This window comes from Kaistia granuli DSM 23481 (assembly GCF_000380505.1).
In the GTDB taxonomy this organism is placed as follows: domain Bacteria; phylum Pseudomonadota; class Alphaproteobacteria; order Rhizobiales; family Kaistiaceae; genus Kaistia; species Kaistia granuli.
The window spans coordinates 72,158-96,425 of the sequence record NZ_AQYH01000020.1 but is presented as its reverse complement, the minus strand read 5'-3'; the positions used below and the strand labels follow the sequence as shown (position 1 = coordinate 96,425).

26 protein-coding genes and 1 riboswitch are annotated in these 24,268 nt (G+C 66.6%); of the genes, 16 read left to right on the top strand and 10 right to left on the bottom strand.

Annotated features, from left to right (window positions below; all coding sequences use genetic code 11):
- Positions 1 to 20 precede the first annotated feature (20 nt).
- On the bottom strand, positions 21 to 809 hold the full coding sequence (locus G342_RS0122035) for a (2Fe-2S) ferredoxin domain-containing protein (RefSeq protein ID WP_018185345.1): 789 nt from the start codon (positions 807 to 809) through the stop codon (positions 21 to 23).
- Between the two features lie 117 nt (positions 810 to 926).
- Positions 927 to 1,152: riboswitch (cobalamin riboswitch) on the bottom strand.
- A gap of 211 nt (positions 1,153 to 1,363) precedes the next feature.
- Here G342_RS0122035 and G342_RS0122030 point away from each other — a divergent pair.
- From G342_RS0122030 to G342_RS0122010, 6 genes are all read left to right on the top strand, one after another.
- Positions 1,364 to 1,624: a hypothetical protein gene (locus tag G342_RS0122030; RefSeq protein ID WP_018185344.1), complete on the top strand. Its 261-nt coding sequence runs from the start codon at positions 1,364 to 1,366 to the stop codon at positions 1,622 to 1,624.
- Between the two features lie 199 nt (positions 1,625 to 1,823).
- On the top strand, positions 1,824 to 1,979 hold the full coding sequence (locus tag G342_RS26195) for a hypothetical protein (protein WP_156831065.1): 156 nt from the start codon (positions 1,824 to 1,826) through the stop codon (positions 1,977 to 1,979).
- 52 nt (positions 1,980 to 2,031) lie between these two features.
- The gene (locus G342_RS0122025; protein ID WP_018185343.1) at positions 2,032 to 2,502 is read left to right on the top strand and encodes a Cif family virulence factor; all 471 of its coding nucleotides are present in this window, start codon (positions 2,032 to 2,034) and stop codon (positions 2,500 to 2,502) included.
- Positions 2,503 to 2,559: 57 nt separating this feature from the next.
- Positions 2,560 to 4,149 (top strand): gamma-glutamyltransferase family protein, encoded by a 1,590-nt coding sequence (locus G342_RS0122020; RefSeq protein WP_018185342.1) that lies wholly within the window; start codon positions 2,560 to 2,562, stop codon positions 4,147 to 4,149.
- A 76-nt stretch (positions 4,150 to 4,225) separates the two neighbouring features.
- Positions 4,226 to 4,990 (top strand): SDR family NAD(P)-dependent oxidoreductase, encoded by a 765-nt coding sequence (locus G342_RS0122015; protein ID WP_018185341.1) that lies wholly within the window; start codon positions 4,226 to 4,228, stop codon positions 4,988 to 4,990.
- Positions 4,991 to 5,072: 82 nt separating this feature from the next.
- Positions 5,073 to 5,861, top strand: coding sequence for a class I SAM-dependent methyltransferase (locus G342_RS0122010; protein ID WP_026304699.1), 789 nt, complete (start codon positions 5,073 to 5,075; stop codon positions 5,859 to 5,861).
- A 9-nt stretch (positions 5,862 to 5,870) separates the two neighbouring features.
- Here the strand turns inward: G342_RS0122010 and G342_RS25015 are convergent, their stop codons facing one another.
- From G342_RS25015 to G342_RS0121990, 4 genes are read right to left on the bottom strand one after another with little or no spacing between them, the layout of a single operon-like run.
- The gene (locus G342_RS25015) at positions 5,871 to 6,836 is read right to left on the bottom strand and encodes an alpha/beta hydrolase (protein WP_018185339.1); all 966 of its coding nucleotides are present in this window, start codon (positions 6,834 to 6,836) and stop codon (positions 5,871 to 5,873) included.
- A complete protein-coding gene (locus G342_RS0122000; RefSeq protein WP_018185338.1) occupies positions 6,823 to 7,470 on the bottom strand; it encodes an RraA family protein in 648 nt (215 codons plus the stop codon). The genes G342_RS25015 and G342_RS0122000 overlap by 14 nt, the downstream gene beginning before the upstream one ends.
- A 29-nt stretch (positions 7,471 to 7,499) precedes the next feature.
- Positions 7,500 to 8,750 (bottom strand): UxaA family hydrolase, encoded by a 1,251-nt coding sequence (locus tag G342_RS0121995; protein WP_018185337.1) that lies wholly within the window; start codon positions 8,748 to 8,750, stop codon positions 7,500 to 7,502.
- Positions 8,747 to 9,109, bottom strand: a complete 363-nt coding sequence (locus tag G342_RS0121990; protein ID WP_051094426.1) for a UxaA family hydrolase — start codon at positions 9,107 to 9,109, stop codon at positions 8,747 to 8,749. The genes G342_RS0121995 and G342_RS0121990 overlap by 4 nt, the downstream gene beginning before the upstream one ends.
- 120 nt (positions 9,110 to 9,229) lie before the next feature.
- Between G342_RS0121990 and G342_RS25010 the strand changes: the two genes are divergently transcribed.
- From G342_RS25010 to G342_RS0121970, 4 genes are all read left to right on the top strand, one after another.
- The gene (locus G342_RS25010; protein WP_018185335.1) at positions 9,230 to 9,910 is read left to right on the top strand and encodes a GntR family transcriptional regulator; all 681 of its coding nucleotides are present in this window, start codon (positions 9,230 to 9,232) and stop codon (positions 9,908 to 9,910) included.
- Positions 9,911 to 10,038: 128 nt separating this feature from the next.
- A complete protein-coding gene (locus G342_RS0121980) occupies positions 10,039 to 11,055 on the top strand; it encodes a sugar ABC transporter substrate-binding protein (RefSeq protein ID WP_018185334.1) in 1,017 nt (338 codons plus the stop codon).
- Between the two features lie 159 nt (positions 11,056 to 11,214).
- Positions 11,215 to 12,726 (top strand): sugar ABC transporter ATP-binding protein, encoded by a 1,512-nt coding sequence (locus G342_RS0121975; protein WP_018185333.1) that lies wholly within the window; start codon positions 11,215 to 11,217, stop codon positions 12,724 to 12,726.
- A complete protein-coding gene (locus G342_RS0121970) occupies positions 12,723 to 13,745 on the top strand; it encodes an ABC transporter permease (protein WP_018185332.1) in 1,023 nt (340 codons plus the stop codon). Before G342_RS0121975 ends, G342_RS0121970 begins: the two co-directional genes overlap by 4 nt.
- 85 nt (positions 13,746 to 13,830) lie before the next feature.
- Here G342_RS0121970 and G342_RS25530 read toward each other — a convergent pair whose 3' ends face one another.
- Positions 13,831 to 14,850 (bottom strand): hypothetical protein, encoded by a 1,020-nt coding sequence (locus tag G342_RS25530; RefSeq protein WP_051094424.1) that lies wholly within the window; start codon positions 14,848 to 14,850, stop codon positions 13,831 to 13,833.
- Positions 14,851 to 15,614: 764 nt separating this feature from the next.
- Between G342_RS25530 and G342_RS25525 the strand changes: the two genes are divergently transcribed.
- The gene (locus G342_RS25525; protein ID WP_018185330.1) at positions 15,615 to 16,841 is read left to right on the top strand and encodes a porin; all 1,227 of its coding nucleotides are present in this window, start codon (positions 15,615 to 15,617) and stop codon (positions 16,839 to 16,841) included.
- A 58-nt stretch (positions 16,842 to 16,899) separates the two neighbouring features.
- Here G342_RS25525 and G342_RS0121955 read toward each other — a convergent pair whose 3' ends face one another.
- On the bottom strand, positions 16,900 to 17,208 hold the full coding sequence (locus tag G342_RS0121955; protein WP_018185329.1) for a hypothetical protein: 309 nt from the start codon (positions 17,206 to 17,208) through the stop codon (positions 16,900 to 16,902).
- Positions 17,209 to 17,457: 249 nt separating this feature from the next.
- Between G342_RS0121955 and G342_RS0121950 the strand changes: the two genes are divergently transcribed.
- Positions 17,458 to 17,715, top strand: a complete 258-nt coding sequence (locus tag G342_RS0121950; RefSeq protein WP_018185328.1) for a YjhX family toxin — start codon at positions 17,458 to 17,460, stop codon at positions 17,713 to 17,715.
- A gap of 72 nt (positions 17,716 to 17,787) precedes the next feature.
- On the opposite strand, the gene G342_RS0121945 is transcribed toward G342_RS0121950, so the two are convergent.
- The 3 genes from G342_RS0121945 to gatC all read right to left on the bottom strand — a co-directional run bounded on the left by G342_RS0121945 (position 17,788) and on the right by gatC (position 19,962).
- Positions 17,788 to 18,093 carry a chorismate mutase gene (locus G342_RS0121945; RefSeq protein WP_018185327.1) on the bottom strand — a complete coding sequence of 102 codons (306 nt, stop codon included), beginning with the start codon at positions 18,091 to 18,093 and terminating at the stop codon, positions 17,788 to 17,790.
- A 7-nt stretch (positions 18,094 to 18,100) separates the two neighbouring features.
- Positions 18,101 to 19,582 (bottom strand): Asp-tRNA(Asn)/Glu-tRNA(Gln) amidotransferase subunit GatA, encoded by a 1,482-nt coding sequence (gene gatA, locus G342_RS0121940; RefSeq protein ID WP_018185326.1) that lies wholly within the window; start codon positions 19,580 to 19,582, stop codon positions 18,101 to 18,103.
- Positions 19,583 to 19,674: 92 nt separating this feature from the next.
- Positions 19,675 to 19,962, bottom strand: coding sequence for an Asp-tRNA(Asn)/Glu-tRNA(Gln) amidotransferase subunit GatC (gene gatC, locus G342_RS0121935; RefSeq protein WP_018185325.1), 288 nt, complete (start codon positions 19,960 to 19,962; stop codon positions 19,675 to 19,677).
- A 217-nt stretch (positions 19,963 to 20,179) separates the two neighbouring features.
- Between gatC and G342_RS0121930 the strand changes: the two genes are divergently transcribed.
- The 4 genes from G342_RS0121930 to pgm all read left to right on the top strand — a co-directional run bounded on the left by G342_RS0121930 (position 20,180) and on the right by pgm (position 24,257).
- Positions 20,180 to 21,457: a DNA polymerase IV gene (locus G342_RS0121930; RefSeq protein ID WP_018185324.1), complete on the top strand. Its 1,278-nt coding sequence runs from the start codon at positions 20,180 to 20,182 to the stop codon at positions 21,455 to 21,457.
- A gap of 92 nt (positions 21,458 to 21,549) precedes the next feature.
- Complete coding sequence (locus G342_RS0121925; RefSeq protein WP_018185323.1) at positions 21,550 to 22,005, top strand: DUF1801 domain-containing protein; 456 nt, start codon at positions 21,550 to 21,552, stop codon at positions 22,003 to 22,005.
- 36 nt (positions 22,006 to 22,041) lie between these two features.
- Entirely contained in the window at positions 22,042 to 22,473 is a 432-nt protein-coding gene (locus G342_RS0121920) for a DUF1801 domain-containing protein (protein ID WP_245557319.1), read from the top strand.
- Between the two features lie 128 nt (positions 22,474 to 22,601).
- Complete coding sequence (gene pgm, locus G342_RS0121915) at positions 22,602 to 24,257, top strand: phosphoglucomutase (alpha-D-glucose-1,6-bisphosphate-dependent) (RefSeq protein WP_018185321.1); 1,656 nt, start codon at positions 22,602 to 22,604, stop codon at positions 24,255 to 24,257.
- Positions 24,258 to 24,268: the final 11 nt, after the last annotated feature.

Here is a 24,268-nt window from a genome sequence, read left to right as displayed (position 1 = left end):
GAGATGAGAGAAAAGGGCGGTCAGCCGCGCAGCGCCTGCTTGCGCCCGGTCGGCGCATAGGCGAGCGCCGCGACGATGCGGCCGCCGAGGAGATGCTCGTCGATGATCGTGTCGATGCCGGTCTCGGTGACGCCGCCGTAATAGGTGCCTTCTGGAAACACCTGCAGGACGGGCGCGAGGTTGCAGGGACCGAGGCAGGTCGACTTGGCCGTCATGACGCCCTCGCCCACCGTCCGCAGCTTGCGCCGCTCCTGCTCGTTGCGGAGATGCCCCCAGATCACGTCGGCGCCGGCGGCGTTGCACGGTCCGCCCTGGCAGACCAGAACGCGGCGCCTCTGCGCCGGCACCAGCGAGGCGTCGGGCAGCGGCTTGTCCGAGAGCGCCACGGCAGGCCGCGCGGCCGAGCCGTCGATCAGCTGGCCGATCAGGCCGTCCAGCGCCGGCGCGTCTTCCGGCGCCGGCGCGATCCGGATCACAGGCCAGTTGTCGGGATCGTCGGCGAGCCAGCGTTGCAGCGTCCGGCCAAGCCAGGCGTGGAAGCTCGGCTCGAGCGGGATCACGAGCGGCAGGATGACGATCTCGGAATGGCCGCTGTCCCGTAGCGACAGCAGGACGTCGCGAAGCGCCGGTGTGCCCTGCTCGGAGAAGGCGAAGGCGACGGTTTCCCCCGCGCCGCGCTGGCGCTGGATGCGCTCGGCCAGGCGATGCATTTCCCACATCGGCGCGGCGGCAAAGGCGGATTTCGCCAGCAACACGACGGCGCGCGTCGGCGGCTCCGGTCCGGACCGGATGGCTTCGATGGTCGACATGTTTCCGACTCCCCGGCGGAACGGGCGAAGGGTCGGAAAGACCGCATGAATGGAGAAAGCGGGCGGAAGGCGCCCGTCGCGACCAGCCAAACGTTCCTTCAGGACACCCCGCCCAAGGACATTGAACCGGTCAGGGCAGGTCTCCTGGCTCGCGGGTCGATGCCAACGCTGCCTGTCTTCCCGGCGACATGTCGCCAGTGACGTAGAATGGCAGCGCGGCTAACCGCTTACAGTTGCGGGGGCAGCTCCGGCCTTGCCTCGGTCCTGGACCGATCGGGCGCACCGGCTTCCCTCTTAGCTCTCTGCCTTGCGGTCAGAGAGAACCTTGACCGGGGCCGAAACTAGCGATGGAGCGGCCCGAGTCAACCGCTGGATCGGCCCCTTCCCGCCACGCCGTCCCAGCGGTTCGCGCTGGCGCTATCCGCCCGGAGGTAGCATGACCGATCGGACACACCCGAGACACTTTCGGATGAATTTCCCGGCTGGACCGCATTCGCTACACACAGGCACGATCGACTCAGCTAAGCATCGAACGCGCGTTAAGGAGACGTTAAGTGTTTGATTCGGCGGTCTACTATGTTCAGCCCAATGAAGACCGGGGCTACGCGATCGTCAGCCAGAACGGATCGCAGATCGGCGCCTTCTCGTCGCATGATGATGCGTTGTCGCTGGCCAAGCATCTGGGGAACTCGGCCGCCGAACTCGGCATGGCCGCTCGCGTCTTCGAGCGTTTCAGCGACGAGACGGAAAAGCTCGTCTTCGAGCGCTGGCCGATCCGCCTGTCCGATCTGCCGTGGGACGCCGTCACCGACTGATCAAGCTAGGCATCGTCTGCCGGAGCCGCCCCCGCCACGCGCGGCCCCAAAAAGGCGCTGACGTTCTCCCGCAAGCCTGATGCCGCGGCAAATTATTCGCTTCCCTGGCAAGATTTCACAATCCCGTGGCTCGATGAACGAGCCCGCCTGACCGATTGTACCTCGAACGATTTCGCATCGTTGGAATGCGAGGTCTCCCATGCGTGACGGTCCCTTGCCGAAGATTCCCCGCCCCCTCCTTGCCGCGGCCATCGCGACCTTGCTGACCTGTGCTGCCCTGCTCGCGGGGCATCTCGCCGATCCGCCGGCCAGTGCCCGGATTGCCGATGCGGGTCCGTTGCACGATCCGCGATGAAGCGGCATGTTTTCCTCACTAGACGCAACAGAGCACCCCCCAGGCTCCTGAAATGACTACGCATATCGAGGCAGGATCGGTCGTCCAAGACGCCGATCTGGACAGCATCCGGACCTGGTTCGTCGACCTCTCGGCCTATGTCCGCGCCGTCGATTTCGTGCCGGCGCGGCGGCTGTTCGCCGAGGACTTCCTGTCGTTCGGGTCCATCACCGATTTCATGATCGGTCGAGACGAAGCGGAAGCGACGCAGTGGCGCAAGGTCTGGCCGACAATCGACGGCTTCACCTTCCGGAACGATATCCGCGCCCTCGTCTCGCCCGACCGGCTGTTCGCCGTTGGGCTCGCGATCTTCGATTCCACCGGCTACAACGAGGACGGCACGACGTTTGCCCGTGCCGGTCGCGCGACCGTCAGCTTCGTTCGCGCCTCGATCGACGAGCCCTGGGTGAGCAACCATAGCCACATGTCGCTGTTCCGCGGAACGCCGGCGCTGTCGCATGGCAACAAGCCCGCCAAGAGCTGAGCGTCAACGGAACCGAGCCGATTGGACGAAGCGCGCCGACAGGATACCCAAGCGGCCATGGTCGATTTCACCCAACCTTACCCCTCGCAGCGCTCGCCGGTCCTCGGCGACAATGTCGTCGCGACCTCGCAGCCGCTCGCCGCCCAGGCGGGCCTCGCGATGTTGGCGAAAGGCGGCAACGCGGTCGACGCCGCGATCGCCGCCGCCATGACGCTGACCGTGGTCGAGCCGACCGGCTGCGGTCTCGGCAGTGACGCTTTCGCGATCCTGTGGGACGGCAAGGAACTGCACGGCCTCAACGCGTCGGGTCGGGCGCCGGTCGCCTGGACACCGGAGCGCTTTGCCGGGCAGACGGCCATGCCGACGCAAGGCTGGGACAGCGTCACCGTGCCTGGCGCCGTGTCCGGCTGGATTGCGCTGTGGAAGCGCTTCGGCAGCCTGCCTCTGGAGGTCATCGCCGCGCCGGCCATCCGCTATGCCCGCGACGGCTTCGCCGTCTCGCCGATCATCGCGAGGCTCTGGCAGATGGGCGGCAACCGGCTCGGCACGGAGCCGGGCTTCGCCGAGGCCTTCCTGCCGGACGGCCGCGCCCCGCGCGCCGGCGAGCGCTTCCGCAATCCGGCGCTGGCCGCGACGCTGGAATCGATCGTCGCCACTGAAGGTGAAAGCTTCTATCGCGGCGCGCTGGCCGAGCGGATGGCCGCCCATGCGAAGGCGCATGGCGGCGGTCTGACCGCGGACGATCTGGGCGCGCATGGGGCGGATTGGGTCGGGACGATCGCGCAGGATTTCGCGGGCGGCACGGTGCATGAGATCCCGCCGAACGGCCAGGGCATCGTCACGCTGATCACGCTCGGCATTCTCGAAAAACTCGGCATCGGCGCCGATCCGGTCGACGATGTCGAGACGCTGCATCTCGCCATCGAGGCGACCAAGCTGGCGCTGACCGATGCGGACCAACACGTCGCCGACAGTGATCATATGGCCTTCGAGCCGACGGCGCTGCTTGACCCGGACTATCTGGCGTCCCGCGCCGCTCTCGTCGACCGGGCGCAAGCCGGGCTGCCCGCCTATGGCGCGCCGAAGCCGGGCGGCACCGTCTATCTCGCCGCCGCCGACGCCAGCGGCGTGATGATCTCCTTCATCCAGTCGAATTTCATGGGCTTCGGCTCCGGCGTCGTGGTTCCGGGAACCGGCATCAGCCTGCAGAACCGCGGCGCCGGCTTCTCGCTCGCGCCGGGTCACGTCAATCGCGTGGCGCCGGGCAAGCGGCCGTTCCACACCATCATCCCGGGGTTCGCCATGGCTGCCGACGGGCAGCCGCTCTCCGCTTTCGGCGTCATGGGCGGCCCGATGCAGGCGCAGGGCCACACCCAGATGATGCTGCGCCGGCTCGCCTATGGCCAGAACCCACAGGCGGCGGCCGACGCGCCGCGCTGGCGCGTCGTCGGCGACCGAAAGGTGGCGGTCGAGGCCAGCTTTCCGACCGCGCTTGTCGATGCGCTTCGGGCCAAGGGCCACGAGATCGTCATCGAACCGCCGGATGCGGTTTTCGCCTTTGGCGGTGCCCAGATCATCGAACGTTTGCACGAGGGCTATGTAGCGGGTTCCGACCCGCGCAAGGACGGCCAAGCCGTCGCCTTCTAAAAGCATCTTCCGAGCAAAGCGGCGGTTCGCGTGAAGAAAGCGCGCCCCCAAAGAGCATTCCGATCAGGAGAGTTGAATGACCGAGACCATCGAACGCGTCGTATTGGTGACCGGCGCCGCGAGCGGCATCGGCGCCGCCACGGTGCGCGCCATCGCCGGCCCCGGCACGGCGATCCTCCTCCATACGCGCAAGAACGAGGCGGGTCTCGCGGCAGTCGCGGAAGAGGCGCGCAAGGCCGGCAGCCTCGTCGAGACGGCGCTGGGCGATCTCGCCGATCCGGCTGTGCCCGCAGCCCTCGTGGCGACGGCCCGCGCCCGCTTCGGCCGCCTCGACCAGATCGTCAGCAATGCCGCCAAGGCCTCGATGGCTGATTTCACCACCCTGACCGAGGACGACCTCGCCCACGCCTTCGCCTCGATGCCGGCCGCCTTCCATCGCCTCGTCGTCGCCGCCCTGCCCGATCTTCAGGAGTCCGGCTGGGGTCGCGTCGTCATCGTCAGCTCCTTCGTCGCCCATACCTTCGGCAAGGCGGGTCTGACTTTCCCGGCGACCTCCGCAGCCAAGGCGGCCCTCGAGGCGCTCGGCAAGGCGCTGGCGCTGGAACTGGCGCCGACCGGCACGACGGTCAATTCCGTGGCGCCCGGTTTCACCCGCAAGGATCCCGGTGGCCACAAGGCAATGCCGCATTCGGCCGACAACCCGGCCGCCGAAGCCACGCCGAATGGCAAGATGGGCACCCCGGTCGACGTCGCCGCGACGATCGCCTTCCTGCTGTCGCGCCCGGCCGGCCACATCACCGGTCAGACCATCCATGTCGATGGCGGCCTGCTGCTGCGCTAAGCCTCCTGCCTCCCGGCCTTGACAGGGTCGCGCCCATTTGGTCAAAGGCGCGCCCCCTGTCGAGCTGGAAGGTGCCATGCCCATGGATCCGTCGACCGTCGCCGCGCATTGGGAAGCCAATGCCGAAGCCTGGACCCGCCATTCGCGCGCCGGCTACGATGTCTACCGCGACGCCCTCAACACGCCGGCCTTCCTCGCCATGCTGCCGCCGATCGCCGGATTGGACGGCCTCGACATCGGCTGCGGCGAGGGATCCAACACCCGCCAACTCGCCCGTGTCGGCGCGCGGATGACGGCGATCGACATCGCGCCGACCTTCATACGCCATGCCAGCGAGAGCGAGGCGGCCGAGCCGCTCGGCATCCGCTACCTGTCGGGCGACGGCATGGCGCTGCCGTTCGAAGATGCGAGCTTCGATTTCGCCACCGCCTTCATGTCGCTGATGGACATGCCGAACCAGGCGGCCGTGCTGAAGGAAGCACGCCGGGTACTGCGCCCCGGTGGCTTCCTGCAGTTCTCGATCCTGCATCCCTGCTTCGTGCCGCCGCGCCGGCGCAATGTACGCGACGGCGACGGCCAGCCGGTCGCCGTCGAGATCGCCGACTATTTCGAGACGACCGATGGCAAGGTGGAGAGCTGGTGGTTCTCGACCCTGCCGGCGGAGGAACGCGCCAAGGTGGACCCGTTCCGCGTGCCGCGTTTCCATCGGACGCTGAGCCAGTGGGTCGAGATGGTCGTCGGCGCGGGTCTCGCCATCGAGGCCTTCGGCGAGCCGCGCGCGAGCGTGGAAGCAGCCGCCGCCGAGCCTGTCATCGCCGACACCCGCGTCGCGCCAATCTTCCTGCATGTGCGCGGCCGCAAGCCGGGCTAGTTCCCAGGCCTAGCCGACCGACTTCATCCACGCCGCCACCGCCTCGTAGGTAGCGAGCGTCGCCGGCGGCGGGTTGGGCGCACCGATGAAGCCGTGGTTGACGCCCTGCACATGGTGGTAGCTGACCGGGGCGCCGGCGGCGTCGAGCCGGGCCGCAAACAGGGCGCCATCCTCGGCCAGCACGTCATAGGCAGCGGTAATGACCAGCGTCGGCGGGAATTCGGCCAGATCGGCGAGTCCCATTGTCAGCGGCGAGCAGCGCGGATCGGCCCAATCGGCCGGATCCGGCGCATAGAGGTCGCGGAACCAGATCATGTCCGCTTCCGACAGGCCGACCGAGCCATCGCCGAACGACTCGTAGGACACGCCCGACCCGATCGCCGTCATGTCGGTGACGGGATAGAATGCAATCACGCCGGACAGCGCCGGTCCACGCCCGCCACGGCCGGAAAAGGCGGCTGAGATGGCCAGCGTCGCGCCGGCGCTGTCGCCGGCGATGAAGACGCGTGCCGGATCGGCGCCGAGCGCCTCTGCCCGCGCGGCCAGATCGAGGACCGCGGCCAAGGCATCCTCGGCGCCGGCCGGGAACGGATGTTCCGGCGCCAGCCGATAGTTCACCGAGACGACGACGGCTCCCGCGGCGTTGACGATCCGGCGGGCATTGCGGTCATGCGTGTCATAGCTGCCGAGCACGAACCCGCCGCCGTGGAAATAGACGACGAGCGGCGGGGTCGCATCGCCCGGCGCCGGTCGATAGAGCCGCGCCGGGAGCGGCCCGGCGCCGCCGGCGACCGTCATCGCCTCGACGGCGCCGACCTGCGGCAGTCCGCCGGGATTGGCCTGCATCTCCTCGAACAGCGGTTTGGCCGCCGCCGGGCCGATATCGGGAAAGGCCGGCCGCGCCCGGCGCGCCTTCACGCCCTCGACGAAAACCGGATGCAGCGGCTCGGCCGCCTCGAGATCAGAACTTGCCATGCTGGAGATAGGCCTGCTGGGGGTCGGTGCCGGCGAGAATCGCCTTGCGGACGAGGTTTTCCGTCGTGATCGCCGTTTCGGCGCGCTCGACGACGACGAGAAGATGCTCGGCCGGGATGCGGACAAGACCGTCGCGGTCACCGAGGAAATAGTCGCCGGGGCGGATCTGGATGCCGCCGATCTCGATCGGCACCTCCGTCGCCACCGGCAGCCAATGGCCGACGATGTCGCGCGGGGTGAAGCCGCGGCACCAGGTCTGGAAGCCCATCTCGAGCAGGAAATTGGTATCGCGCACATAGCCGTCGACGATGCAGCCGCGCACGCCCTTGTTCTTCAGCGTCTCGGCCGAGAGCTCGCCCATATGGGCGACGATGCGGTCGTTCGGCTGCGAGACCCAGATCGAGCCCGCCGGCGCTTTCGAGAGCAGCCCGGTCCAGGCGAGCAGCGTCTGGTGGCCGTCGGCCTCTGGATCGGCGCGGCCTTCGATGGTGAAGGCTGGGCCGGCGAGTGTGCGCTCCGGCATAATCGGCCGCATCTCGGCCGGCAGGGTGAAATCGCGCAGGCCCATGGCGCGCATGACGTCATGCACGACGCCGGTGTAGCAGGCCTCCAGCCTGGCCGTCAGATCCGTCAAGATACATCTCCCCCTGTATCGAAGCCCAATCAGACCGGCAGGCAAGCCGGACCGATCGGCTCAAAACTCTTGTAGCCGAGCACGAATTCCTGGTGCGCCAGCTCTTCCGACTTGGTGCGCTTGCCGCGCGCCAGGTCGACGACCAGATCGTGGATCTCGCGGCCGACCTCGTCGAGCCCCGCTCTGCCCTCGATGATCCGGCCGGCGTCGACATCCATGTCGTCCTCCATCCGCCGGTAGGTCTCGGGATTGGCGCAGATCTTCACCACCGGCGAGATCGCCGAGCCGACGACCGAACCGCGCCCGGTGACGAACAGTACGGCATGACTGCCGCAGGCGATCAGTTCCGCGATCTCGGCATTGTCATTGATGTTCGGAAACCCGAAGCGCACTTCGCCATCCGGCACCACGTCGAGCAGATAGAGCCCGCCATGCGGTGGGATATCGCCGGGCTTGATCAGGCCGGAGATCGGCGACGCTCCCGATTTCGCATAGGCGCCCATCGACTTTTCCTCGATGGTGGTGAGCCCACCCTCGGCATTGCCGGCGGCGAACGAGCCATAGCCGAGCGTCGCATAATAGCGCGCGGCCTTGGCGACGCTGGCCTCCAGGATTTCGCCCAGTTCCGGCGTCACGGCGCGGGCCGCCATGATGTGCTCGCAGCCGATCAACTCGCCGGTTTCCTCGAAGATGCAGGCGGCTCCTTCCGCAACGAACATGTCGAAGGCGCGGCCGGCCGCCGGATTGCCGGAGATGCCGGACGTGCCGTCGGAACCGCCGCACACCGTGCCGATGACCAGCTCGGACGGATCCATCGGCACGGTCGGCTCCGCGTCGAGCGCGGCGCGCTGCTCGGCGACGAAGGCGCGGCCCTCCTCCATCGACTTGCGGGTGCCGCCGGTCGCCTGGATGACGATCGTCTTCACCGGTCGGCCGCTGTCGCGCACGAAACGCTCCAGCGCGTATTTGTTGAAGCTCTCGCAGCCGAGCGAGATCAGCAGCACCGCCCCGACATTCGGATGGGTGCAGAGCCGCTGCATCATCGTCTCGGCATAGGGGTTCGGATAGCAGCCCGGAAAGCCGATGACGTGCACATCGTGCTCGCGGAACGGAATGGCGATCTCGCGGGCGACGTGATGGGCGCATTCGACGAGATAGGCGACGACGACGGTGTTGCGGATGCCCTTGCGGCCATCGCGGCGCAGCCAGCCGCGCATGGTGGATGTCTGGGCCAACCCCGGCGGGACCGGCGCGACTTCCGTTGCGATAGCCATGCTCATCTGCCTGCCTCCGCCTTGTTCGCGTCCATCAAATGATAGGTCGGCGTGTAGTCGCTCTTGACGTTGTGGACATGGACCGGCGTGCCCACCGGGATCGCCTCGGTCGCCGTACCGATCGGCGCGCCATATTTGACGATCTTCTCGCCGGCCGCGATCGGCCGCCGCGCCAGCTTGTGGCCGAGCGGCAGGTCGGCGGCGAGCGTCACGCCGTTTCCCTCGACAAGAACGGTCTCACCGGCCCGGATCCTCATCCGCGCGACAAACACGTTATCGCCTTCGAAGAGGAGAAGCAGTCGGCTGTCCGTGCCGGCCGTGACGGGCACAGGTTGCTGGGAAAGGTCACGCGAAGGGTTCGGCATGGCAAGTTGGCTCTGCTCAAAAATCCCGGCTCTCGTTGAATTGGCTAGCCCAACATTCCCGCAAATGAAACATAAAATTTTTTATTGCGTGGCGAGTAAATCCCTGCCTATCGTTACGGCATGCCCAAACTGAAGCGCGCCACACTCGCGGAACAGGCCTATGAAGAGCTGCGGAGCCAGATCGTCTCCGGACGCCTGCCGGCCGGTCAACGCCTGCTGGCCGAGCAGCTGGCGGGCGAATTGCTGATCAGCCAGACGCCGGTCAAGGAAGCGATCGCGATGCTGGAGCGCGACGGCCTCGTCGAAGGCACGGCGCGGCGTTCCTCGATCGTGCGGCGGTTCACGCCGGCGGCCATCGAGGAGATCTTCGAGGCGCGCATGCTGGTAGAGCTCGACGCGATTGCCAAGGGAATCGCGGCCGGCCGCGCCACGCCGGAATTCGTCGCCAGGCTGCGCGCCATCTTCGATGCGCATATGGCCGAGGTCGCCAAGCAGAACAGCGAGGCGCTGGCCGACGCCATCCGCCTGGATCGCGAGTTCCATGAACTGATCGTCCAGCTCGGCGCCAACGACACGATCGCCGGCTGGCATCGTGTCATCCAGCGCCAGACCCAGACGATCCGTAATTTCACGCTGAAGAGCTACACGCTGGAACGGACGCGGCAGGAGCACTCCGCGATCGTCGAGGCGCTGGCGGAAGGCGATGCCGAACAGGCCGTCGCCGCGCTCCGGGCCCATCTGGCCGCGAGCCGGGACGCCATGATGTCGCGCGCACCGGAGGACTTTCCGGTCCGCGCCTGAGGGCGGACGAAAATCAAGGTAAGGCGCGATGTCGGAGGAGGACGTCGCCGCGGGAACGACAGAACCGGAGCAAACCGGACGTTTCCTCGGCACGGGACTGCGTGACTGAACCAGTGGGAGGAAACCACATGAAGACGCTGAAGAAGACCGTCCCGATCCTGGGCGCGGCATTGCTGGCGACGATGATCGGGGCGAGCGCCGCCCGCGCGGACGGGGAAAAGGTAGCGGTCGACCTGACGACGCTGACCTCGCCGTTCTGGACCTCCTACAACCGCTACATCGTCGAAGAGGCCAAGAAGCAGGGCGTCGACCTGCTCGAGCCCTTCAACTCCGAATTCGACACCGCCAAGCAGATCACCGGCGTGCAGAACGCCCTGTCGCTCGGCGCCAAGGGCATCATCTTCTCGCCGTTCGAATCCGCCGCCGCCGGCTCGGTGCTGAAGGCGGCCGAGAAGGCCGGCGCCAAGGTGGTGGCCGTCGACGTCGCCCCCGACAACGGCCCGGTCGCCATCGTCGTGCGCGCCAACAACCTCGCCTACGGCGAGAAGGCCTGCAAATTCATTGGCGACAACGTCAAGGAAGGCCCGGTCGTCCAGATCATGGGCGATCAGGCCTCGATCAACGGCCGCGACCGCGGCAACGGCTTTCGCGAGTGCATCACCAAGAACTATCCGAAGCTGAAGCTGCTCGAGATCCCGACCAAGGCCTGGTCGGGTGAAGACGCCGCCGCCGGTCTCGACGCGCTGCTCAACGCGCAGCCCGACCTGAAGGCGATCTACATGCATGCCGGCGGCGTGTTCCTTGCGCCGACCCTGCAGACGCTGAAGCGCAAGAACCTGCTGAAGCCGGCTGGCGAAGAGGGCCATATCGTCATCGTCTCGAACGACGGCATCCCGCAGGAATTCGACGCCATCCGCAAGGGCGAGATCGACGCCACCGTTTCGCAGCCGGCCGACCTCTACGCCAAATACGGTATCCAGTACCTGAAGGAAGCGATCGCCGGAAAGACGTTCGCGCCGGGTCCGACCGACCACGACAGCACCATCCTCGAAGTGCGCCCCGGCGTGCTGGAGGACCAGCTCTCGGCACCGCTCGTCACCAAGGAAAATGTCGACGACAAGAGCTTCTGGGGCAACCAGCTCTAGGGATCGAGGCGGCTCGGGAGGCACCCCCTTCCCGAGCCTTTTCAAGCCCTTGTCGGACGAAACTCATGAACCGGATCAGCGCTAACTCGCTGATCCGTTCCCACGGTCCGGAGACCGCGATGTCCTTCCCATTCCCTGACGGCGCCGGGCGAGGCCAATATGCAATCGCCTGATCCCGCCATTCCCATCGTCGAGGCGCATGGCGTCTCCAAGCGCTACGGACCGACCACCGCGCTGCATGAGGCGCATATCAAGGTCTTCGCCGGCGAGTCGCACGCGCTGGTCGGACGCAACGGTGCCGGCAAGTCGACGCTGGTCGGCATTCTGACCGGCCTGCGCGCCCCGGATTCGGGCGAGGTGCGGTTCTCGGGCGTCCCGGCGCCTGCCATCGCCGACCGCGAGGGCTGGCGCAAGCACGTCGCCTGCGTCTACCAGCACTCGACCATCATCCCCGACCTGACGGTCGCGGAAAACCTGTTCATCAACCGTCACCCGACCGAACGCGGCTTCATCAGCTGGTCGACGCTGCGTCGGCGCGCCCGCGAGCTGCTCGATCAATGGGGCGTCGCGGTCTCCGAGGACGCGCGTGCCGGCGATCTCCGTATCGAGGCCCGCCAGTTGGTCGAGATCGCCCGCGCCCTCTCCTACGGCGCCCGCTTCATCATCCTGGACGAGCCGACGGCCCAGCTCGACGGCGAGGAGATCAAGCGCCTCTTCACCCGCATTCGCGAATTGCAGGCGGCCGGCGTCACCTTCCTGTTCATCTCGCACCACCTGCAGGAGGTCTACGAAATCTGCCAGACCGTGACGGTGCTGCGCGACGCGCGCCACATCATCACGGCGCCTGTCGCCGACCTGCCGAAGGACCGGCTGATCGAGGCGATGACAGGCGAGCACGCGAGCCTCGGCGTCGCCGACGCCGCCGGCCGGACGGTGCCGGAAGGCGCCGCCGTTGCCCTCGAGATCGACCGCCTGTCCGGCGACGACTTCCAGGATGTCAGCTTCAAGGTCCGGCGCGGCGAGGTCGTCGGCTTGTCCGGACCGACTGGCGGCGGGCGCATCGGCCTTGCCGAGGCGGTGGCCGGCCTTTCGCCCTTTACGGGCGGCGCCATCCGCATCGACCAGAAGCCGCTGCCGTCCGGCGACGTCACGGCGGCGCTCGAGCTTGGCGTCGGCTGCGTGCCGAAGAGCCGGCACGACCAGGGCCTGGTGCTGTCGCAATCGGTCGCCGACAACGCGATCATGACGGTCAACCGGCATCTCGGCCCGTTCGGCTTCATCGCGCCGAAGCGCCGGACCGAACTGACCAACCGCACCATCACCTCGCTCGGCATCGTCACCGAGGGCCCAGACCAGCTGGTCTCCGGCCTCTCCGGCGGCAACCAGCAGAAGGTCGTGATGGGACGGGCGCTCGCCAACGACCCCTCCGTCCTCGTCCTGATGGACCCGACGGCCGGCGTCGACGTCAAGTCGAAGGAAGCGCTGCTGACCGTCATCGAGCGGATGCGGCAGGAGGGCAAGGCGATCCTCGTCGTCAGCGGCGAAATCGAGGACCTGAAGACCTGTGACCGGGTGCTGGTGATGCGGCACGGATCGGTCGTCGCGGAACACAAGGCAGGCTGGAGCGACAATGCGCTCGTCGCCTCCATCGAAGGGATCGAGCTCGCATGAACACGCAACCAACAGCCACGGCGGCGACGCTCGGTGCCGGCGGCAAGCCCGCCCCGCGCCGGTCGATGATCCGCCTGCATGACCTGGCGCTGCTGCCGGCCCTGGTGATCCTGATCATCATCGGCGCCTTCATCAGCCCCGCCTTTCTGACCCATGGCAACATCAACACCATCCTGACCTCCTCCGCCGCCCTCGCCCTCGTGGTGCTGGCGGAATCGCTGATCATCATCACCGGCAAGTTCGACCTCTCGCTCGAATCGACCGCCGGCTTCGCCCCGGCGATAGGCGCCCTGCTCGTCCTGCCGGTCGCCAATAACGGCTTCGGCATCGAGCTGCCGACCTTTCTCGGCATCCTGATCGTCATCGGTGTCGGCGCGCTGATCGGCTTCATCAACGGCATCCTCGTCGTCCGCTTCACGCTGAACGCCTTCATCGTCACGCTGGCGATGCTGATCATCCTGCGCGGCATGCTGGTGGGCGCCACCAGCGGCCGCACCCTGTTCGACCTGCCGGATGCCTTCTACGCGCTGATGATCATCACCATCCTCGGCCTGCCGCTGGCGGTCTGGCTGGCGGCCCTCGCCTTCGCCGTCGCCGCGATCGTGCTGCGCTATCACCGGCTCGGACGGGCGCTCTATGCCATCGGCGGCAATCCGGAAGCGGCGCGCGCCGCCGGCATCCGGGTCGAGCGCATCACCTGCGGCGTCTACATCCTGGCCGGCATGCTGGCGGCGGTCGGCGGGCTGGTGATCACAGGCTATGTCGGCGCCATCAGCGCCAACCAAGGCAACGGCATGATCTTCACCGTCTTCGCGGCGGCGGTGATCGGCGGCATTTCGCTTGATGGCGGCCGTGGCACCATGTTCGGCGCGCTGACGGGCGTGCTGCTCCTCGGCGTCGTGCAGAACCTGCTGACGCTGGCGCAGGTACCCTCGTTCTGGATTCAGGCGATCTACGGCGCCATCATCCTCGGCGCCCTGATGATCGCCCGCATGGCATCCGGCAAGGCGCAGACCTGACCGGCGGCGTCCTGTCCGGACTTGCTAAAACAAAAAGCCGCCGTGCCTGGGCACGGCGGCTTTTTCTTGGAACCTGAACGGACGGTCAGATCCGGCGGGCCAGCTTGCAGAGCTGGACGAGGTCCGTGTCGAACGACATCGGATTGCGCAGGATCGTCGGGCACTTGCGTGCCAGGGCCTGGCGCTCGCCGCCGCTCAGACGGCTGTCCGAGACCGAGGTCGGTCCATCCGGGTTGCCGGGATTGCCAGGGCCGCCCGGATTGCCGGGATTGCCCGGCCCGCCCGGATTGGTGGCGACGCGACCGCCGCACGACCCGCCGACGCTCAGGCAGAGATTGAGCAGGCTCGCCTGGTTGAGCAGGCCGAGCCGCGTGTCGATCAGGCCGAGCAGCTTGCCGCGGTCACTCGTGCCGCAACCCGAGCCGCCGCCGGCATTGACACAGACCTTGGCCAACTCCCTGTTGGAAAGCACGGCCGCCTTCGCATGGATGCCGCCGATCAGCTTCGAGTTAACCTTTGCATCGGCAACGCCCTTCTTGCCGAGCACGCTGGCGGTCACCTTGGTCCCCGCCTTGCCACCGCAGCTGGCGCCGACATTGACGCAGACATTGGCCAGCTCGTCCTTCGACAGCAGCTTCAGCCGCGCGTCGACCAGCTTGATCACATCCTCGCGCTGACCGCCGCAGCTGGCCGCGCCGCCGACACCGAGGCAGAGCCGCACCAGTTCGCGCTTGGAGAGGACATCGACGCGGGCATCAATGCCGGCCAGCAGCGTCGATTTCGGCGTTTTCTGCAGCGAGCGTCCACTGGGTGCCGTGCCAGTACCCGAGGCGCTGTTGCCGGTGACGCCGCCGACCGTGTTACCGACCGCGCCGGTAACGCCGTTGACCGTGCCGCCGACGGTGTTGCCGAGGCTCGAGACGGTGCCGCCGAGCGCGTTGCCGGTATTGCTGACGGTATTGCCCAGTCCGCCGCCGACCGCGCCACCGACGGCGCCTGTCAGCCCCGAGACGGTGCCGCCGACCGCGCCGGTGACCCCGCCCACGACCGAACCGAGACCTCCGGCATGGGCAGGCACCAGCATCGTGCCAATCAGGAATGCCACCGAAGTAGCTGTCATCCGAAACCGAGACATGTAGCCCTCCTTCTCGTTGCACCCGCAGTCCAAGAACGCCCCCTTGGCATGTAATGCATCAGAAAAGACAGGGTTCCAGATAAAACCGCCAATGATATTCACGTGAACAGGAAATAGGTCGAACGCATACATCGTCGCGCACAGCCCGAAAAGCCACATATTTCGACATCCGAAATACTTATTGCATCGCAATACTTCCGTCGAACCCCAGGACGCCAATTCGCGCGTCGACCTCCCCTGCGGCACCGTCCGCCGCGCTCAGTAATGTTCAGAACACAGAACCCAGATCGGCGACGATCGACTAGCAATACTCAAACTAGTCAATCATAAAAATTGTAGAATTTGTCAATAAAGCTATAATAATATCATGATTCTACCCGAAATTATCAGTTGTATAAAATAGAAATCGGTCGTATCTACGTAATAATAATATGAATTGCCGGCAAACAACCCCATTTCGGCGGAGCATTATAGCAACGAGCGATGTTCATAATCCTGTAATACTGGATTGTGACGCGATTCTGCGTTGCAGCAAAAAGCATCGTGGGTAGGTTCCCCCTGCCTGCCGCGAGGGGTCGTGGCAGGTGTCGTACGCGGGGGTCACGGGGTGACGCGCGGCGACCAACTCGAATGGGGGCGTCGGGCGCATCGCTGTCGCGGCCGGTCTGATCTCGGGATCAGGCCGCGTGCCGGCACAGCGGCGTTTCGAAACCTCCCCAATTGGAAGGTCAGAAATGACGTTTAAGTCTCTTCTTCTCGGCTCCGCCGCCGCGATTCTCCTCGCCGGGTCGGCCCAGGCGGCCGATCTCACCGTCGCCGAGCCGGTCGACTACGTGAAGGTCTGCGACGCCTTCGGCAAGGGCTTCTTCTATTCGCCGGGCACCGACACCTGCATCAAGGTCGGCGGCTACGCCAAGTTCATCACGTCGTTTGGCGACAGCGATTTCGGCGCCTTCAACAAGCTGTATCCGGAGAGCAACTGGAGCAACTTCGTCACCGAAGTGTCGATCCAGCTCACCGGCTCGTCGGTTACCGAATACGGCAATTTGACCGGCTTCATCGACATGCGCGCCAAGACCGGCAACGAGCCGGGAACCGGCGCCACGGTCAGCGACTACGTCAACGCGTCGACCAAGTCGGCCTATGTCGATTCGGCCTACCTGCAGTTCGGCCCGATCAAGGCCGGCTATTTCGATTCGCTGTTCGATTTCGGCCAGGGCTTCAACGACAAGGGCATGTTCGCGTCGGACACCAAGACCGACCACATCGAACTGTCCTACCAGGTCAATGGCTTCGGCCTCGCCTTGTCGCTCGAGGATCCCCGCGATCGTGACGCCGTCGCCTATGTGGCGCCATACGGCGGCAACGACAACATGCCCGACATCATCGGTGCCGTGACCTATGAAGGCGGGATCTTCAAGACCAAGGTCGCCGGCGCCTATTTCAAGCACGCCGTCGATCTCGACCTGGTCAACAACCGCCGTGACGCGAAGGACGGCTTCGCGGTCGGCGGCCTTGTCGAGTTCGCCCTCGACAACATCACCAAGGGCGACAAGCTGCAGCTCTCGGCCAGCTATGCCCAGAACGGCAACTCGTTCACGGGCATCACGGGCGGCACCTCGGTCGCCGGCTACACCACCGGCTCGGTCGCCGGCGGCGCCGGTCTCGACGCCATCCCGGGTGACAGCTGGAGCGCCTTCGCGTCCTACAAGCATGTCTGGACCGACCGCGTCTGGTCGTCGCTGAGCGCCGGCTACGCCCATTTTGAAGGCACCGCCGACCACCCGGCCTGGGCCGATCGCGAGTTCGACGCGATGCGCGTCGGCGCCACCGTCAGCTTCAAGCCTGTTTCCGGCCTCGAGCTGCTGGCCGACGCGGCCTACAACAAGGTCGATTCCGACACCACCAAGATCGACGGCGATTCCTGGGCTACGGTCCTCTGGATGAAGCGCTCCTGGTAAGCTGCAGCCAGACCGCGAACCAACATGGCCCGGCGGCGCAATCCGCCGGGCTTTTGTTTCAACTTGGCATCAGCGCCAGCAGGATCGCCGCCCGCTCCCTGTCGGGATCGCCCTCGCCGGCCGGTTGCCCGGCGCGTCCGTACCAGTAGCGCGCGTTCCAGTGATCCCCCTCGATCCGATGGATGTGGGCATGGACCCAGGCGCCGGCCCGGCTCTCGTCGTCCTGGACCAGGGCGTGCGCGGCCTCCCAGTTTCCCTTCTCCAGATGCCAGAGCGCGGCGATCGGCGCCGACAATCCCTCTGGCGGCTCCGGCGCGTCCAGCGACGCGCGAAAATGGGCTGCCGTTCCGGCCGATATCTCCACCATAGCTCTCCCTCCGGCGTTGCCTCGCGGCAACAATCCGCCGCAAGCCGGTATCGGACGGCCGGTATAGGCTTGTCGCTACGGCATGATACATATATGTAAGCCGCGTTCCTCAGGAGTTTGGATGTTCCGTTCGCTTCAGTCCCGGTGATCCCCTGCCCCCGTTAGGCAGGGTCAAAAGCCCGCGCGCGACTTCGCTGCGCGGCCCGCTTTGCTGCGGCTTTGATCACCGATATCGGAACGAACTTTCCCATGAATGTCTCGAAACTCGAGCAGCGCATCCTGCATGCGCTGGCCCAGGGCGCGACCATCCGTCATTACAAGGACGATTCCGGCCGCATCACGACGGTCGACTGTGCGACCCGCGAGGGCTGGATCCTCTCTGATTGCACGCTGGATCTGTTCCTGCGCCTGAAGCGCCGGCGCATGATCGCCTCGAACGGCGGCGCGCCCTATCGCATCACGCGGGCCGGGCTGGACGCCGTGCGCGCGCAATTGAACAACCGCTGAAACGAGAACCGGCGGGCCATGGCCCGCCGGTTCCTCCAATCATCGACTGCCGTCAAAGCGATCCCGAAGGCGCTACAGCCCGAGCCGCGCCGCGATCGTGCGCCGCTCATAGTCGATGTTCCATTCGATCAGGCGGCGCCAGAGATCGCGCGCCAGCTCCTCGTCGAGACCTGCCTCGACCGCCGCGGCCGCCACCCGGTCGAGCACTTCGTCAACCCGCTCGGGCACCAGTGCCTCTTCCGGCGACGACTTGATCTCCGCCATCCGGCGCACATAGCCGAACCGCTCCGCCAGCACCGCGACCAGCTCGGCATCCAGCCGATCGATCTCGGTACGGATATCGCTCTTGGTCACGCACTCGGCCGGTGTACGCGTCATGACGGCATCACCACCACTTCGACGGTGCGAAGCTACCGGCGGCGTCCTCGATCACCTGGCCGAGGCGGAACAGCGTCTCTTCCTCGAACGGGCGACCGATCAGCTGCAGGCCGAGCGGCAGCTTGGCCTTGTCGAGACCGGCCGGAACGGCGAGGCCGGGAAGGCCTGCCATGTTGACCGTGACCGTGAAGATGTCGTTCAGGTACATCTCGACCGGCGAGGCCGTGGCCATTTCGGCGAGTCCGAAGGCGGCGGACGGCGTTGCCGGCGTCAGCACGGCATCGACACCGGCGGCGAAGGCGAGATCGAAATCGCGCTTGATCAGGGTGCGGATGCGCTGGGCGCGGACGTAGTAGGCGTCGTAATAGCCGGCCGACAGCACATAGGTGCCGATCAGGATTCGACGCTTCACCTCGTGACCGAAGCCGGCCGAGCGGGTGTTCTCGTACATCGAGGCGATGTCGTCGCCCGGAACCCGCAGGCCGTAGCGGACGCCATCATAGCGCGCCAGGTTCGACGAAGCCTCGGCGGGCGCCACGATGTAATAGGCCGGCAGGGCGTATTTCGTGTGCGGCAGCGAGATGTCGACGATCTCGGCGCCGGCTTCCTTCAGCCAGGCGATGCCCTGCTGCCAGAGCGCCTCGATCTCGTCCGACATTCCGTCGAGGCGATATTCGCGCGGAATGCCGATGCGCAGCCCCTTGACCGACTGGCCGACCGCGCCCTCGTAGTCACCGACCGGGACATCGACCGACGTCGTGTCCTTCTCGTCGACCGATGCCATCGACTTCAGCAGGATGGCCGCGTCGCGCACGGTGCGGGCGATCGGACCGGCCTGGTCAAGCGAGGAGGCGAAGGCGACCGTGCCCCAGCGCGAGCAGCGGCCATAGGTCGGCTTGATGCCGACGGTGCCGGTGAAGGCGGCCGGCTGGCGGATCGAGCCGCCGGTATCGGTCGCGGTCGCGCCGGCGCAGAGACGCGCGGCAACGGCTGCCGCCGAGCCGCCCGAGGAGCCACCGGGAACCAGCGGCGCGTTGGAGCCTTCCTTGCGCCAGGGATTGACGACCGGGCCGTAATAGGACGTCTCGTTCGACGAGCCCATGGCGAACTCGTCCATGTTCAGCTTGCCGAGCATGACGGCGCCGTCGTTCCAGAGATTGGCGGTGACGGTCGATTCATAGTTCGGCTTGAACTGGTCGAGGATGTGCGACGCCGCCTGGGTGTGGACGCCTTCGGTCGCGAACAGGTCCTTGATGCCGAGCGGCACGCCTTCGAGCGCGCGCGCCTCGCCCTTCGCCAGCCGCTCGTCGGAGGCGGCCGCCATGGTCAGCGCCTGCTCCGGCGTCTCGACGATATAGGCGTTCAGCGAACGGGCCGCCTCCATCGAGGCGAGATAGGCCTTGGTCAGCTCGGTGGCGGAAAAGGCCTTGGCCGACAGTCCGTCGCGGATTTCGGCAATGGTCAGGCTGGTCAGGTCTGTCGAAGACATCGGCATCTCGAGGGTCAGGAGGCGGAAGCGGTGAGCGGCGTCACCGTGCTGAGGACGCTCGCGCCCTCTTCGGAAAAGTCGGCGTCAGGCGGTCACTCGACGACCTTGGGCACGACGAAGAAATCGTCGTCCGAGACCGGCGCATTGGCGACGACACGGTCGGCGTAGAAGCCGTCGGTCACGACATCCTCGCGCTTCTTCATGGTCTGCGCGACGACGGAGGTCAGCGGCTCGACGCCCTCGACATCGACCTCGTTCAATTGCTCGGCGAAACCGAGAATGGCGTTGATCTCGCCCTGGAAGGAAGCGGCTTCCTCCTCGGTGACAGCGATCCGGGCGAGATGAGCGACCCGCTTGACGGTGGCGATGTCGACGGACATGGCGAGAACCCTTTGGCAAGAACCGGTTGGATGCGCCGGCACGCGGCGGAAATGATCCGCCCGCTATATCACCCGCCCTCGCCGCACCGCAACTGAACAGGCTCGGCCTACCGACTATTGCGCGGAGACCTTCCGGCACAAACCAAGAACGAATTGCAGCGCCGCCAGCGGGCAGCTAACCTGAGCTCTCGCGGCATTGCGCCGTATTCGGACCGCCATGTCGACCGCTGCCACCACCCTCGCCGGCTTCTGCCGCGATTGCCTGACTCCCGCCTCCGGCAATCGATGCCGCGCCTGCGGCAGCCCGCGCGTGGCGTCGCATCCCGAGCTTGGCGCGCTCGCCATCACCCATGTCGATTGCGACGCCTTCTACGCCTCGATCGAGAAGCGCGACGACCCGAGCCTGGCCGACAAGCCGGTGATCATCGGCGGCGCCAAGCGCGGCGTCGTCTCGACCTGCTGCTACATTGCCCGCATCCACGGCGTCCGCTCGGCGATGCCGATGTTCAAGGCGCTGGAGCTCTGCCCGGACGCCACCGTGATTCGGCCGAACATGGAGAAATATGTCGCCGTCGGCCAGCAGATCCGCACGATGATGCAGGAACTGACGCCCCTGGTCGAGCCGATCTCGATCGACGAGGCCTTCCTCGATCTCTCCGGCACGGAGCGGCTGCACGGCGCGCCGCCGGCGCTGACGATTGCCCGCTTCGCCCGCCGGGTCGAACAGGAGATCGGCATCACCATCTCGGTCGGCCTCTCCTTCAACAAGTTCCTGGCCAAGATCGCCTCCGACCTCGACAAGCCGCGCGGCTTCTCGGTCATCGGCCGCGCCGAGGCGCTCGCCTTCCTGGCCGACAAGCCGGTCAGCATGATCTGGGGCGTCGGCAAGGCGCTGGAGGCGAAGCTGGCCGAAGGCGGCATCAAGTCGATCGGCCAGTTGCAGCGGATGGAGGAGAGCGATCTCGCCAAGCGCTACGGCGTCATGGGACTACGACTGGCACGGCTTGCCCGCGCCGACGACCGCCGCGTCGTCGAGCCCCGGCACGAGGCGAAATCGATCGGCGCCGAGACGACGTTCGAGCACGACCTCGCCGATCTCGCGACCCTGCGGTCGATCCTGCGCCGTTTGTCGGAGAAAGTCTCAGCCCGGCTGAAACGGGCGGAGCTCGCCGCCTCGAACGTCACGCTGAAATTGAAGTCGGCCGATTTCAAGCTACGCACCCGCTCGCGCCAGCTGGCCGACCCGACCCGCCTCGCCGACCGCATCTTTCGAACCGCCGAACAGCTTCTGGCGCATGAGACGGACGGCACCACCTACCGGCTGATCGGCGTCCAGGTGTCGGATTTCTCCGATCCGCAGCTCGCCGATCCCGACGACCTCGTCGATCCCGCCGCCGCCAAGCGCGCCAGGGCCGAGGCGGCGATCGACAAGGTGCGCGGCAAGTTCGGCAAGGCGGCGGTCGAGCATGGGCTGACCTTCCGCAAGACGGACTAGCTGAACCGACTTGGCCGTTCCGGCGTTGGGACGCTAGGATCCCCGCGCCGACTTCGAGAACCTGAGACGGGAGCGCACGCATGACCGGAAGGATGGCCAGGACGCCGAAAGCAGCCCCGACCGAGGACGACGGAACCCCGACGGGACAGCCGAAACTGCTTGCCGGCGGCAACCCGCAGATCGCCAAGGGCTATGGCGACGAACCGGTGCAGGCCTATATCGCCGCCATGCCGGGCTGGAAAAGCGACCTCGGCCGGCGGCTCGACGCGATCATCACGCGCGCCGTTCCCAATGTGCAGAAGGCGGTCAAATGGAACTCGCCGCTTTATGGCGTCGAGGGTGACGGCTGGTTCCTCGGCCTCCACTGCATGACCCGATACGTCAAGGTCGCCTTTTTCCGCGGCGCCGCGCTCGATCCCGTTCCGCCCGGGCCGTCGAAGCAGAAGGATGTGCGCTATCTCGACATCCACGAGGACAAGCCCTTCGACGCGGCCCGGTTCGAGGCCTGGGTAGTCCAGGCCAGCCGACTGCCCGGCGAAAAGATGTAAGCCCGCGACGAACGCAATCGATCCAGGAGGATGACCATGAAGCCAGCCGGTGACGACACGGCGGAGGACGATCTCACCTCGCCGGCACGGCAGATCGACACCAGGATCCGCGAGCTCGGCGGCTGGCAGGGCGAGACGCTCGCCCGCGTCCGCCGCTGGATCCACGCCGCCGATCCCGACGTCGTCGAGGAGGTGAAATGGCGCGGTGTCCCCGTCTGGTCGCATGACGGCATTCTCTGCACCGGCGAGACCTACAAGAACGCCGTCAAGCTGACCTTCGCCAAGGGCGCCTCGCTCGACGACCCCACCGGCCTGTTCAATTCGAGCCTCGAGGGCAACACCCGCCGCGCCATCGACATCCACGAAGGCGAGGCGATCGACGAGATGGCGTTCGCGGCGCTGATCCGCGCGGCGATCGCCCACAACGCGGCCGCGGCCGCTGCCCGCAAGAAGCCGAAGCGCAGCTGACGCCTTCGCCCCGCCAAACGCGCCGCTGCGTCAGCCGCAGACGCCCGCAATTCGGCTGTTGCTCATGACGCCGGCGCCGATCATGCTCGTCTCCAACCGTATCGGTCTGGAATCGCAGAGAGAGCGTCATGTCGGAAACCCATTTGAGCCCCCTCGCCGGAAAGCCGGTTCCCCGCTCCCTGCTGACCAACATCCCGCGCCTGATGACCGCCTATTTCGCGCAGACGCCCGATCCGGCGATCCCGACGCAGAAGGTGGCGTTCGGCACCTCGGGCCATCGCGGCTCGGCGTTTTCCTCCGCCTTCAACGAATGGCACATCCTGGCGATCACCCAGGCCGTCTGCCTCTATCGCAGCCATGCCGGCATCACCGGCCCGCTCTTCATCGGCATGGATACGCACGCCCTCTCCGAAGCAGCGCTCGCCTCGGCCATCGAGGTGCTGGCGGCCAACGGCGTCGAGACGCGGATCGACGAGCATCTCGGCTACACGCCGACGCCGGTGATCTCGCACGCCATCCTCACCTATAACCGCGGCCGCACCGAGGGCCTCGCCGACGGCATCGTCATCAGCCCCTCGCACAACCCGCCCGATGATGGCGGCTTCAAGTACAATCCCCCGAATGGCGGCCCGGCCGACGTCGACGTCACCTCCTGGATCGGCAAGGCGGCGAACGAGTTCCTGGCGGCCAAGCTCGACGGCGTGAAGCGCCTGCCCTATGCGCGCGCCATTGGGGAAGCCTGCATCCGCCGCTACGACTACATCACCCCCTATGTCGCCGACCTTGGCAGCGTCATCGACATGGAGGCGATCCGCGGCGCCGGCGTGAAGATCGGCATCGACCCGCTCGGCGGCGCGGCGGTGCGCTACTGGGAGCCGATGATCGAGCGCTACAAGCTCGACGCCACGGTGGTGAACGACGTCGTCGACCCGACCTTTTCCTTCATGACGGCGGACTGGGACGGCAAGATCCGCATGGACTGCTCGTCGCCCTCCGCCATGGCGCCGCTGATCGCGCTGCGGGACAAGTTCGACATCGCCTTCGCCAACGATACCGACGCCGACCGCCACGGCATCGTCACGCCGTCGGGCGGGCTGATGAACCCGAACCAGTTCCTCGCCGCCTCGATCGCCTATCTCTGCGCCCACCGGCCCGACTGGAAGAAGACGAGTGCCTTCGGCAAGACGGCCGTCTCCAGCGGCATGATCGACCGCGTCGTCGCCAAGATGGGTCGCAAACTGGTCGAGGTGCCGGTCGGCTTCAAATGGTTCAGCGCCGGGCTGATCGACGGTTCGCTCGCCTTCGGCGGCGAGGAGAGCGCCGGCGCCTCGTTCCTGCGCCGCGACGGCGCGGTCTGGACCACCGACAAGGACGGCATCATCCTCGGCCTGCTCGCGGCCGAGATCACCGCCAAGACCGGCGGCGACCCCAACCAGCTCTACCAGTCGGTCACCGCCGATTTGGGCAAGTCCTATTACGCCCGCATCGACGCCCCAGCGACATCCGAGCAGAAGGCGATCCTGGGCAAGCTCGACCCGTCGAAGATCGACGCCGACGAGCTCGCCGGCGAAAAGGTCACCGCCCGCCTCACCCGCGCGCCGGGCAACGACGCCTCGATCGGCGGCATCAAGGTCACGACCGAAAACGGCTGGTTCGCCGCCCGCCCCTCCGGCACGGAGGAAGTCTACAAGATCTACGCCGAAAGTTTCCTCAGCGCCGACCATCTGGCGCAGATCCAGGCCGACGCAAGGGCCGTGGTGGCGAAGGTGTTTGGGGCGGGATGAAGACGGTACTG